Below are 11,460 nucleotides of genomic sequence, written 5' to 3' on the forward strand. Positions count from 1 at the left end.
CAATATGAAGTAGTAATCTATAGATAAACCAGTTCTAAATAGAATCTTTATTTGGATAAATTCTAATATGAGGTAGTTTATCTATAGATAATTCCTTAATAAGGATGTGATAATATATGAATTTTGATATAAGAAGAAGAGAATTACTTAGGAAAACAACTACATGGAAAAGTGAAAATGATGTTAATGAGAGTTTTAAAAGAGGCTTTAATGAGTTAATAGAGCAAGTGATAATAAGTATGTTAGAAAAAGAGGATAACTTTTTTGGTCAATTTCTCATACAAGTAAAGAGAGGTATTAAGCTAGATATAACTTGGCCTATTGCTACTGAACCTCTTATATCAGGCTTCAATATGTACTTTAACCCTATCCTATTTCTTCAATGCGAACTTAAAGAGATGCAGGCGCTTTTTAAGCATGAAATCTATCATATAATGCTTGGGCATTATGAAAGACAACGAGCTTTAAGAGATAAGTATTCTAATATAGCTATAAGTAAGGCTATGGACATAGCGGTTAATCAGTATATAGAGCATCTTCCTGCCTGGTGTGACAGGCTATATACTGTTAACTTAGAATATGAGCTTGAACTTAAGGAAGATATGACGATGGAACAGTACGCTGAGGGATTGCAGAAAGCAATAACTAAAAAGGGGAAAAAGGCTAAGGCAAAGACTAAAGAAAGTATAGTTACAAGTATTGATGTAGAAAGTGCGCATGATACCTGGGAAAATACTAGTATATCTGAAGATATATTAAAAGAGATAAAGAAAAAGACTGCTTTAAACGCTTATAAAGGAAAGGCTCCTAAGAATATTGAAAAGTATATATTAGCTCTAGATGAAAAACCTGAAATCCAATGGAGTGATTACTTAAAAAAGTTAATACCTTCTGTAAGATGTGGATATAAAAAAACAATTACTCGTAAGGATAGAAGGCAGCCAGAAAGATTGGATTTAAGAGGAAAACTTCCAAGTGTAATGCCTAAGATCTTAGTGGCCATTGATATAAGTGCATCTATGAGTGATAACGAAGTGAATAATATAATGATTGAGATTTTGGCCATATCAAAGAGTAAAAGTGCAGAAATTACAGTTATTGAATGCGACAATGAGATAAGGAGAGTATATGGTTTATCCTCTCCAAAGGATATAAAAAAGAGAATGAGTAAAAGTGGAGCAACTAAATTCTCACCGGTATTTGAATATATGAAAAAAGAGAATATGAGAAAGCATATTTTAATATACTTTACTGATGGATTAGGTGAAGAAGAGCTTACTGTAAAACCAATAAATAAAGATATCCTATGGGTGCTTACTGGTAAGGAAGAACTTAGCTTAAAGAAGTCTACTGGAATAGTAAAAAGACTTACTAGAGAAGAAACAATAAAATATGGATATGATTATGGTCTACAGGCCATGAGAGATGTTATACATGACTGGCCCAGATAAAGATGTATATAGTGTTACATTATGTAACGTTAAAAAACTTAAATTAATAAAAAATTCATAATCTTCGTAATATCAAATATAGCTGAATGATACATCCTATGGTAAAATGTAATCTATAGGTATTTATGCGAGGATTATGAATTTACACATGTTTGAATTTGTCTTAAGCCTTGTAGCTCGGGGGGAGATTATATGGGAAAGATTAAAAGTTCTCAGTATGTTACTTTTATTGTGGTGATTTTACTTATAAGTTTAATTGTAAATGTTTTCTTAAGTGTTGATAACGGAAACTACAGGGAGAGGATTGGAAAAAAGTCTTCTGATGAACTAGAGACAATAATTCATGGAAATGAAACTATTAATCAAATATTGGCTAATTCAATACAGAGCAAGTGTATATTAAAAACTGATTTAGTTAAATTATCTTCCCAATATGATCAGGTGTATATAGGGGTTTGGAAGTTAATGGATGACTACTCATATTACAAGCAATCTAAGAGATTTGTGTTTAATAATGATTCGACTATTAATAGTGACATTACAAACGATACAATTAATAAAATAAAGCTATATGTAAATAAGTTTATAGAAAGTAATGCTAACTCAAATGGGGACAAGATAGAACTTAAAAGCAGTGATTTGCTGAATTTTAAGAAGATGAGCGATTTTTCAAAGGAATTAGATGCTTATTTTCAGACAACTATAAAGAAAAACTCTAATGACGGAACTTATGATGGGATGAAGGATAAGATAGAAGTAAAGAATTTATGGATTGATATGCTAAACAAGATATTTAATATAAGTAATAACTATTCAAGCTTTGAGTTTAAGGCTTAGAATTTCCGAAAATCATTTAATTCTAATAGCTTACTCATATAGTATCTCCGCAGTAACAACTTAATTTCAACAATAATATTTAACTGAGATAAGATTATTATAATATAAAAATTATTTGGCTAAGTATAATAATTAAAGAATAATATAAAAATAAAAGGAAGAGATATTTATGTCTCTTCCTTTTTGAGGATAATTATTCAAATGATTACCGAAGGTAAAGATAGTTACTAGTGGCAACCACCACAAGAACCACAGCCATCTTCAGATTCAATTATAGGTCTTAGTGATAAGCCTCTGCCATCATTTTCTTCTGTTGATAAAATGATAAAACCACCAAATTCATCAACTAAATTAGGCTCTACTAGGAAAGTAATATCATTTACTTTTTCAACTACATCATTTTCATGTGATTCGTCAACAGAGATATTAAAGACTGGACCACTACAACCGTGACCTGCAAGGTTTATTCTGATGTTATAGTTGTCGATCTCATTTTCATCTAAGAACCCTTTGAATTCCTCATAAGCTGATGTGCTTATTGTTATTTTTTCCATAAAAATCACCTACTTGATAATAAATAGTATTTAAAACTTGTTTTCAGTATATACCTATTAATTATTAAATGCAAGTGTTTTACTTTATTATAATGTTTGAATATGTTGGAAAAAATGATACAATATAAATATAAAATATAGAATTGAGGGGACAGCATGATTCCGTTTGAAGAGGAATTTTATATTGATAAACTAAAGATATATTACGATAAATTTAAAAATGCTAAGTTTAATAATCTGATTATAAATGAGAATTATTTAAATAGATTAGAAGGTTATCTTTTTTTAGAAAATGAACTTTCATATAATAACGATAAATTACAAATACTAGAGCTTACTAATGGTGAAAGAAAGTATATGCAGTTTTCGCCTAAAGAAGTTCAAGGTTCTTTTGAGGCTATTAAAAGAGTAAAAGGAAAAGTTGGAGTAGTTGGACTTGGAATGGGATACTTTCTTCAAGAAATATTAAAAAAGGAAGAAGTAACTGATATAGTAGTTTATGAAAAGGATAAGGATGTAATCAGTCTTTATGAAGCTAATTTTAGCATCAGTGAGAAAGTTAAATTAATAAATTGTGATGCGTTTGAAGCTCAGAGAGAAACTTTTGATTTTTTCTACGTAGATATTTATAATTATGAACTTTCAAAAGATGTTGTAAATCATTTTATTAAATTTAATGAACTTCATAATATAGAAAATTATTTGTTTTGGGGAATGGAGCACTTTTTGTTAAGTTGTAAGGTGGAGGAAATAGCTTGGGTATATGTGCCAGAGTTATGGATGGAAATGGCTAGAGATTTATTTGAGAGATTTAATGATTCGAAATACATACAATATTTTAAACAATTAGATGAAAATTTAGTAGAATGTGTATTAAATGAATTTACAAAAGTACTATAAAGGTTTTGGATATTGAAAAATCGCTTTTGCGATTTTTTTTTATTCTTTAGGAAATTATAGTAAAGATAAGTTTGTTGTTAAATATGTGTATAAGGCTCAAATGCAGATATAGTCGAAAGAATAAAAAAAGACAAATTATATCGACTGCTAGATTTTTCTCATATACATCCGGAAAGTTAGATGCGTAGAAAAAGGGAGCTTCAGAGTTTTTTTTATTTACATAGATAGAAAATTAAAGAAGTTAGTTCTAGATACGATAATAAAGAGTTGTTGTGATAAAAAAGTCGTTTATACATGCATAAAGGATACTTTATGATACATGAATAAAGGATAGTTTGCATCGGAATTGTAGGTTCATAAATGGTTAATTGAGGTAATACAAGCAAATATTTATTTAAATCAACAAATTGGTTACAAAATATTTGAATTTAAAATAAAACTTTATATATTATGTATAATTATGTAATTCTATATAATATTGTGTTATAATCTGTAAGTATGAAAATTTTAATGTTTTATCATAGTAAAGGATGAAGTATGGGGAGTTTATATTATTTTATAATAGTTATTGTTTCATATGCGATTTTTTCAACGATATTTATGATCTACAATATAATAGAACCTAAAAAATATTTTGGATATATATCATTAAGTCATATTGTAGGAATATTTACTACAGTTGCAACTTTATATAGAGAAGTTTACTATAGTTCAATAGCAAAAGGTTTATCTGTATTTTTCTTTCTAATCTGTCATTTCATAATATACATAGCACTATTAGAATTTATGGGGAAAAGGATAAAAAAATCATATCTTATTACAATGTTTATAGTGCTGATTATGGATTTAGTTGCTATTTATGATTTTAATATAGTTTCCGTTATTATACATAAGGTATTTTTAATGTCCATTTACATATATATAGGAAAGAAATTTATTAAGCACACAAATACAATAAGCAGGAGAGCTTTTGGGATAGTTGCTATATTTCTTTCATCATTCCAGATTATTTATTTCATATTGAGTTTATTTTTAGATCTTCAAAGATTTAAGGTGGATCTTGTGGCTTATTTGGTACAAAGTTTTATATTATCTTTACTTCTTATAGCAATTACTATAGAAGAGTCAAGAAAGAATATGGATTTAAAGTTAATGGATCTGAAGAATCAAGTTGAGAGTAAAAAGATTATGCTAGAAGAGGCTTACGAAGTAGATAAGCTTAAAAATGAGTTTATAGTAAATATATCACACGAGTTAAGGACACCTATAAATATACTTTATAGTAGTATACAATTGATTGAACATACTGATATTAAAAATAATGAAGATAGTGTTAGAAATTATCTGCTCAGTATGAAGGGGAATGTAAGAAGACTTATTAAGCTTGTAAATAACTTCATATATATAAGCGCTATTGATACAGGTTACATGAAGTTAAAAATGGGTAACTATGACATAGTGGAGTTTATTGAATCTTTAACTTTATCAACAGTTGATACTGCTAATGAAAAAAACATAGAATTGGTATTTGATACTGATTTTGAAGAAAATATGATAGCCTTTGATAGTGAAAAGCTAGAGAGAATTATGCTAAATCTGCTTTCAAATGCCTTTAAGTATACAAAATCAGGGGGACATATAGAAGTAGTTCTATCTAAAGAAGATCAATATGTAGTTATAAGTGTAAAAGATGATGGTGAAGGAATTCCTGAAGACATGCAACCCAAAATATTCGATAGATTTGTAAGAGGAACTAGTTCTCTCGTAAGAGAAAATGAGGGAAGTGGTATTGGGTTATCTTTAGTGAAAGAACTTGTAGACATGCATGGTGGGAAGATCTTACTAGAAAGTAAAATCAACGAGGGAAGTACTTTTAAAGTATATTTACCTGATAAAGAAAAAGATGATTTAGATGTTAATTTAGTTGAAAGTCTAGTAAATAGTGAAAATAAAGATATAGAGTTCTCTGACTTGCTTTAGTATGCATTAATTAAAATTAAAATTAAGATTTTACTACATCCAATACTTTAATTAGTTTGGCAAAGAATTAATATAGTATCTCCGTAGTAAAATCTTAATTTTTTATTTAAATGATAACTGCAATCTTAGTAGAGTTAATGATGACACCAAATTAAAACTGTGGAGATTAATGAACAACTTAATAAAGAACTCAATAGATAAAAAAGACCACGAATAAAATCGTGGTCTTTTTTGAAGTCAAAATTCTATTTTACAACTATATTAACTAAACGTCCTTTTATAACTATTACTTTAACAACTGTTTTATCAGCAGTAGCATTCTTTATTGCTTCATCTTCTAAGGAAGCTACTTTTATTTGTTCGTCATTAAAGTCACTAGGTATAACCATCTTTGACTTTATCTTACCATTTATTTGTATAGCAATCTCTATTTCATCTTTTACAAGAGCCTTAGGATCAAATGTTGGCCAAGAAGCATTAAATACAGAAAAGTCATTGCCAAGTGATGCCCAGTTTTCTTCTACAAAATGAGGTGCAAATGGTGCTAAAAGTTTCAAATAATCATCTAATACATCCTTTAGGAAAGTAGGGTTTATCTCACTTTCTTGAGTGTACTTAGACAAAGCATTGATGAACTCCATCATTCTTGCTATAGCAGTATTAAATTGCATCTTTTCTGTATCATCAGAAACAGCTCTTATTGAATTATGTCTCCAGAAGTTAAGCTCTTTTTCAGCTTTATCAATTGTAGCTTTAGTATTTTTTCCGGAATCAATAAGTTCTTTTGAAGTCTCTATTATTCTTTCAATTCTTTCAACAAATCTGTGAACTGATTTTATACCGTCATCGCTCCATGCTCCACCTTCTGTATAAGCAAAGCCAAACATTAGGTACATTCTAAATACGTCAGCACCATATTTTGAGATATAATCATCAGGAGATATTGTGTTTCCTTTTGATTTACTCATCTTAAGTCCATCTGGTCCAAGGATTAAGCCTTGATGAGTCAACGATTTAAATGGTTCATCAAAATTAACGTAGCCCATATCTCTTAATGCTTTTGTTATAAATCTTGCGTATAATAAGTGCATACAAGCATGTTCTGGTCCGCCTACATATTTATCAACAGGAAGTATCTTATTTATTGTTTCAGTATCAAAAGGCTTTTCTGTATTCTTGTTATCTGGGTATCTTAAATAATACCAAGAAGAACATATGAAGGTATCAAGAGTATCCGCTTCACGTTTTGCAGGTCCACCACAGCAAGGGCAAGTAGTGTTCATAAACTCATCACTCTTTGCAAGTGGTGATTTTCCGTCTGGAGTAAACTTAACATCATAAGGAAGTTCTACTGGAAGATCCTTTTCTGGTACTGGAACAGTTCCACATTTTTCACAATAAACTATTGGAATAGGAGTTCCCCAATATCTTTGTCTTGATACTAGCCAGTCTCTAAGTCTAAAATTTACCTTTTGTTCGCCAAGATTACTTTCAGCCAACTTTTCAACAACTTTAATCTTTGCCTCTTCAGTAGTTAAACCGTCAAATTCTCCACTGTTAACAAGCATTCCATATTCAGTATATGGAAGTTCATCATTTCCACCATTTTTAGCTTTTATAACTCTTTCTATAGGAAGCTCATACTTAGATGCAAAAGCATAATCTCTATCATCATGTGCTGGTACTGCCATTACTGCACCTGTACCGTAAGTTGCAAGTACATAGTCAGCTACCCAAATTGGAACTTCTCTGTTGTTTATAGGATTTATAGCATAAGAACCAGTGAATACACCAGTTTTTTCTCTTGTTATTGATTGTCTTTCTATATCTGATTGTTTTTTTGCTTCTTCTTTATAGTCTTCTACGGCACTTTTGAATTCAGCCTTAGTGATATCATCAACTAATGGATTTTCAGGTGCTAATACAACGTAAGTTACTCCGTTTAAAGTATCAACTCTAGTTGTGAATACATCAAATTTAATATCTGATTCTTTCACTTTGAAAGTAACCTCTGCACCAGTTGACTTTCCTATCCAATGTTTTTGCATAGATACTGTCTTTTCTGGCCAATCAAGAGTGTCAAGCTTTTCAAGCAATTCATCAGCATAATCAGTTATCTTGAAGAACCATTGAGTTAAGTCCTTTTTTGTAACTTCAGTTGAGCATCTTTCGCAAGCGCCATCAACTACTTGTTCATTTGCTAAAACAGTATTACAAGAAGGACACCAGTTTACTGGAGCTTTCTTTCTATAAGCTAAACCTTTTTCATACAACTTTAAGAATAACCATTGTGACCACTTATAATAGTCTGGAGAACAAGTTACAACTTCGTTATCCCAGTTGAACATAGCGCCCATTGCTTTAAGCTGCTGTTCCATTGTTTCAATATTTTTATAAGTAGAATCCTTAGGGTGGATTCCAGTTTTTATAGCATAGTTTTCTGCTGGAAGACCGAAGGCGTCAAAGCCCATTGGCTGAAACACATTGTAGCCCTGCATCTTTTTAAATCTTGCCCAAGAATCAACTGGTCCATAGTTAAACCAGTGACCAGCATGAAGCTGACTTCCTGATGGATATGAGAACATTTCAAGAACATAAAGCTTTTTATCTAAATTCTCTTTATCAAATTTATATAGTTTAGTTTCTTCCCATTTTTTTTGCCATTTTTTATCTACGGCAGTACTGTATTTTTCCATTACTTTTCCTCCCTTGAGTTTTACTAAAATATTAATAATTAAATATCCTAGTAAACTTTTATATAAAATACTATTATTAAAACTTTTTAGAAAATAAAAAATTCGCTAATGCGATCTTATTTAGTAATTTTTTTGCGCATCTGCCTTTTCTTAAGCGTATGTGAAGAATCTTACAGGCGACATATTCTTCTTTTTTTTATTCTTTAACTTTATACTATGTCTTAAGTCTGTTCGTATAATTATCTACAAATATAATTGAGATATAATTTCCTAAAGAATAAAAAAAGCCCTTCGTCTCGAAAAGAGACGAAAGGCATAATCCGCGGTACCACTCTTATTAGATCAGTGAATAATAAAATACTCATTGATCTCACTTAATTTTATAACGGAAAATCCGTACCTGATTTTCTTCAGGTATGCTCCATGGCGAGTTCATATTGTTAAATCACTGTGTCACACCATCCCACAGCTCTCTGAAGATTCTAAAATACTACTATTCCAATTCACAGCTTTAATTACTATATTTATTTACATGATATTATATATTATACGAAAAGTTAGAGTCAATAGCAAATGATAAAATTTATAATTAAAATTCTTTGCATCACATAAAAATCACATATTTACTTGATATTGATTCAACAATTATTTTATATAATTCTAAATGTAAGCAAAACAAAATATTAGTTACTAAAACTTAGATATAATTTATATATGCTGATATATCTCTCCTCATTTTGATACTATCAGCATATATAATGTTTCTAAGAAAGGCACTATAAGTTTATTATTAGAATATTAATTATAGTTTTAAATTATGATAATATTTGATAACATTTGACAGGATTTATAGTATAATTATTAATAAAGTTATAGTATAGTCAACACGAAAATTACTATAGATACTTTATCTCTACAATAATTTTTGTGGGATTTTACTAAATGATTCCTCTAGGAAAATCTAATTTATACTTGTTCGGAAATCATGCACCTATGACTTTTAGCATGTATAAATTAATAATTGAAGTTGGAATTCTAAAGGTATGTTTAGAAGGTTAAAGAAACTAAAGATGTGTTTTTATAATTTTAAATTGTTTTCTAAGCTGTTACATCTATATTACGGCAAAAGAGAACAAGAGTACAAACATTATGATAAAGTATGTCTCTATACAAGAAAACATTAAAGGGAGTGGGCAAGGGTGAAATTGTTAAACAGGATGAAATTATGGCAAAAGATGAGTGTACTTACAGTTAGTTTTTTAGTCTTTATTGCGCTTATGGGAGGAGCTTCTATACTTAGATTATCAGATCTGAACTCAAAGATAATTGAGCTTAATGATGAGAGACTTATACCAATAGTAGAATTAGAGAATATAAAAACAGAAATAGATACAATAAAATACGATTCTAATACACTTATGGATGAAACTGATACAAGTACAATAGCTAATACAAAAGCAGCTATAGCAACAGAAGTTGCATCAGTAACAAAAGCATTAGATAAACATAAGTCAGACTCTGAATTTAAGACACTGCTTGCTGACTTTAACTCTTTTTTACAAGCTAAAGATGCATTTATAAATAATGCTGAACAAAGAGCTAATGAGAAAGCACAGGGGATACAAGGACAACCAGGACAGCAGGGTCCACCAGCAGCAGTATCAAACTTTGATTCAATGAAGAATGCATTAACAAAGGATTTCAATAAGATAATAGATAAACATGTAGAAGAAGCAAAAACTACATATGATAGTAGTAAGGTTACATATACAACTACAAGATTGGTTCTATTTGCATTAATAGCTGTTTGTGCTTTGGTTTCAGTTGTATTATCACTTATTATAATAAGAGCTGTGACAGTACCTGTAAGAAGAGTTACTTCAAAGCTTAAGGAAATTAACGAAAGCAACGGTGATTTAACTCAAAGAATAAATTATAACAGTAATGATGAAGTCGGAGAATTAAGTAAGAACTTCGACAGATTTATGGACAAGTTACAAACAATAATTAAAGAGGTTGCTGTATCTGCAGATACTATATCTTCCTCAAGTGATCAACTAAATGCATCAACTTCTACTTCTACTGAAAGTCTTGAGGAAATATCAAGAACAGTTATGGAGATATCAGCTTCAACTTCAGATGGAGCTGCTGCTGCTGAAGAAACAACTGCTAGTCTTATAGAAGCGGCAAGTTTTTCTGAATCTACTGCAGTTGCAAGTAAGAATACAACAAACAACAGTAAAAGAGCAAAAGAAGCTGCTGAAAATGGTGAATTAAAGGTAAATGAAATAGTAGAATCAATAACCGAAATTGCTGAATCATCTAAAGAAGTTTCATCAATAATCAATGATCTTGATGTTTCCTCAAAGAAGATTGGTGACATTATAAAGATAATAACTTCAATATCAGAGCAGACAAATCTTTTAGCTTTAAATGCAGCTATTGAAGCAGCAAGAGCTGGTGAAGCTGGAAAGGGCTTTAACGTAGTATCTGATGAGATAAGGAAACTTGCTGACGAAAGTAACAATGCAGCTAAGGAAATTGCTGAATTGGTTAAAGAGAATCAGATTAAATCTGCTACTGCAGTTCAATCAGTAAGTCAAGTTGAAGATAAGGTGGCTCTTGGAGTTTCTAAGGCTTCCGAAGTAAGAGAAACTATACAAAACATAATAGATAGTGTTCAAAATATAGCAGCTCAGATTGAGCAAATTGATGATGCTAATGAACAACAAGCAAGAAGTACTAAGGAGATAGAAAAAGCTATCGGAAACATAGCTTCAACATCAAATGAAATAGCAGGAAGAACTGAAAATATGAGTGCTAGTGTACAAGAACAACTTAGTGCTATGTCTGAAATAGAAAGAACTACAGATGAGTTATTTGAAATGTCTAAAAAGCTTAAAGAAATAACCTCTGGATTTAGAGTTTAATGAAAGCTTTATAAATTTGGACTGTGTTTAGTGGTGTGTTGAAATTAAGGCGTCACTCCTCCGATACTTTAATGAGTTTCGCAAAGAATTAATATGATTTTCTACAATTCCA

General features: G+C 30.1%; 7 protein-coding genes and 1 other annotated feature. Of the genes, 5 read left to right on the forward strand and 2 right to left on the reverse strand.

All coding sequences use genetic code 11. From position 1 onward, the window contains the following. The first annotated feature begins 116 nt into the window (after positions 1-116). On the forward strand, positions 117-1,451 hold the full coding sequence (locus OCU55_RS19500) for a vWA domain-containing protein (protein WP_261853964.1): 1,335 nt from the start codon (positions 117-119) through the stop codon (positions 1,449-1,451). Positions 1,452-1,643: 192 nt separating this feature from the next. Further along, positions 1,644-2,288 (forward strand): hypothetical protein, encoded by a 645-nt coding sequence (locus OCU55_RS19505; RefSeq protein ID WP_261853965.1) that lies wholly within the window; start codon positions 1,644-1,646, stop codon positions 2,286-2,288. A 227-nt stretch (positions 2,289-2,515) separates the two neighbouring features. Here the strand turns inward: OCU55_RS19505 and OCU55_RS19510 are convergent, their stop codons facing one another. Continuing rightward, positions 2,516-2,842, reverse strand: a complete 327-nt coding sequence (locus OCU55_RS19510) for a HesB-like protein (protein ID WP_261853966.1) — start codon at positions 2,840-2,842, stop codon at positions 2,516-2,518. Between the two features lie 156 nt (positions 2,843-2,998). Here OCU55_RS19510 and OCU55_RS19515 point away from each other — a divergent pair, with 156 nt between their 5' ends. Both OCU55_RS19515 and OCU55_RS19520 read left to right on the forward strand, forming a co-directional pair. Further along, positions 2,999-3,742, forward strand: a complete 744-nt coding sequence (locus OCU55_RS19515; protein WP_261853967.1) for a hypothetical protein — start codon at positions 2,999-3,001, stop codon at positions 3,740-3,742. A 537-nt stretch (positions 3,743-4,279) separates the two neighbouring features. Beyond that, entirely contained in the window at positions 4,280-5,722 is a 1,443-nt protein-coding gene (locus OCU55_RS19520) for a sensor histidine kinase (RefSeq protein WP_261853968.1), read from the forward strand. Between the two features lie 245 nt (positions 5,723-5,967). Here OCU55_RS19520 and leuS read toward each other — a convergent pair whose 3' ends face one another. Beyond that, a complete protein-coding gene (leuS, locus tag OCU55_RS19525; RefSeq protein WP_261853969.1) occupies positions 5,968-8,418 on the reverse strand; it encodes a leucine--tRNA ligase in 2,451 nt (816 codons plus the stop codon). 299 nt (positions 8,419-8,717) lie between these two features. Continuing rightward, positions 8,718-8,934, reverse strand: a binding site (T-box leader). Positions 8,935-9,617: 683 nt separating this feature from the next. Here leuS and OCU55_RS19530 point away from each other — a divergent pair. Beyond that, on the forward strand, positions 9,618-11,348 hold the full coding sequence (locus OCU55_RS19530) for a methyl-accepting chemotaxis protein (protein WP_261853970.1): 1,731 nt from the start codon (positions 9,618-9,620) through the stop codon (positions 11,346-11,348). The last annotated feature ends 112 nt before the right edge of the window (positions 11,349-11,460 follow it).

The organism is Clostridium folliculivorans (assembly GCF_024341905.1).
GTDB lineage: Bacteria > Bacillota > Clostridia > Clostridiales > Clostridiaceae > Clostridium_AR > Clostridium_AR folliculivorans.